Source organism: Clostridioides mangenotii TR, from assembly GCF_000498755.1.
GTDB lineage: Bacteria > Bacillota > Clostridia > Peptostreptococcales > Peptostreptococcaceae > Metaclostridioides > Metaclostridioides mangenotii_A.
Window position 1 is genome coordinate 1 of the sequence record NZ_AXUS01000069.1, and the last position, 1,362, is coordinate 1,362.

The following is a 1,362-nucleotide window of genomic DNA, read 5'->3' on the forward strand; positions in this document are numbered from 1 at the left end:
CCAACTTTAATTCAAATATATAATCTGGTGAGTCAAAAGCCTCTTGTTGATATAATGAAAGTATATCAACAAAWWAGGAAAATGTTTACGATTATATTATCTATATGATGTAGGATGTATTACATGATCTTCCGTGGGATTTATATGAGATAACTCGGTGTCAACCAGTGATATTCCTCGTTGTACTGCATAATGTCCGAATCTATAACGAAGCTTATCTATAGTATTATCAATCTTTTCGTGTTTCTCTATTTCTTTAAAATTATCACCAAARCTCAATTGTACATARTTAGATGTRGAYAARTTACAYGCTCTWACYCCTAACTTTCTMACAGGTATAAAAGGTTGATGATGTATTTTAAACAGCTCAAAAGCCTTATTAAATAGCTCGTTTGTTGTGTGACAAGGGAYWATAAGTTGTCCTTGTCTCTCATATGACGATAATGTCTCRTCTCTTATYGTTATTTGYACTGTACTRCATACAAAWCCATGCTTTCTAAGYCTCTCTGTTACACTCTCYGTWAGTTTATATAGTACAATTTTCACTTCTTCATCTGTTGTTAGATTCCTTTTTAGWGTTATAGARTTACCTATACTCTTTATGTCTGTACTAGAGTTGTAAAAGCTTACTGGAGAATTATCATATCCATTTGCRAAACTCCAAAGYTCTACACCTCTTTTACCTAATGTCTTCTTTAAAAAYTCTGGCTTTGTATTTGCCAAATCYCCTATAGTGTTTATGTTGTATTTTAAGAATTTCTTTTTAGTAGCTCGACCAACATTTAATAARTCCTCGACAGGCAAGTTCCAWACTTTATCTTTAAAGTTTTCCTTTAATATAACTGTAGTAGCATCTGGCTTTTTCATATCACTACCYAATTTYGCAAAWATCTTATTAAAGCTAACTCCTACAGATGCAGTAATCCCCAGTTCCTTCTTTACTCTAYCTCTAATTTGATTAGCWATAGTCTCTCCGYCGCCGAATAGTTTTGTACTCTCCGTAACATCAAGCCAACATTCATCTAATCCAAAACTCTCAATTTTGTCTGTATAGTCTTTATATAYATCTATTGCCAATCTTGAAAATCTAAKATACTGATGATAGTTTGCTGGSACAATCACTAAATTAGGACATTTTTGCTTGGCTTGCCAAATTGGATCCCCAGTTTGAACCTTATATTTTTTAGCTTTGTAGTTTTTCGCTAGTATAATWCCRTATTTACTATCTCCCWGTGGACTAACTGCTAGAGGYTTATCTCGTAATGATGGATTATACAAGCATTCCACACTAGCGTAAAAGTTGTTCATATCYGAATGYAATATAACTCTTTCCATAAAATCACCTCATTAACTCAGAACATA

General features: G+C 32.8%; 1 protein-coding gene. It reads right to left on the minus strand.

Annotation, left to right across the window (positions count from 1 at the left end; genetic code table 11):
- Positions 1-96: 96 nt before the first annotated feature.
- Entirely contained in the window at positions 97-1,335 is a 1,239-nt protein-coding gene (dinB, locus tag T473_RS0115590) for a DNA polymerase IV (RefSeq protein ID WP_024622621.1), read from the minus strand.
- Positions 1,336-1,362: the final 27 nt, after the last annotated feature.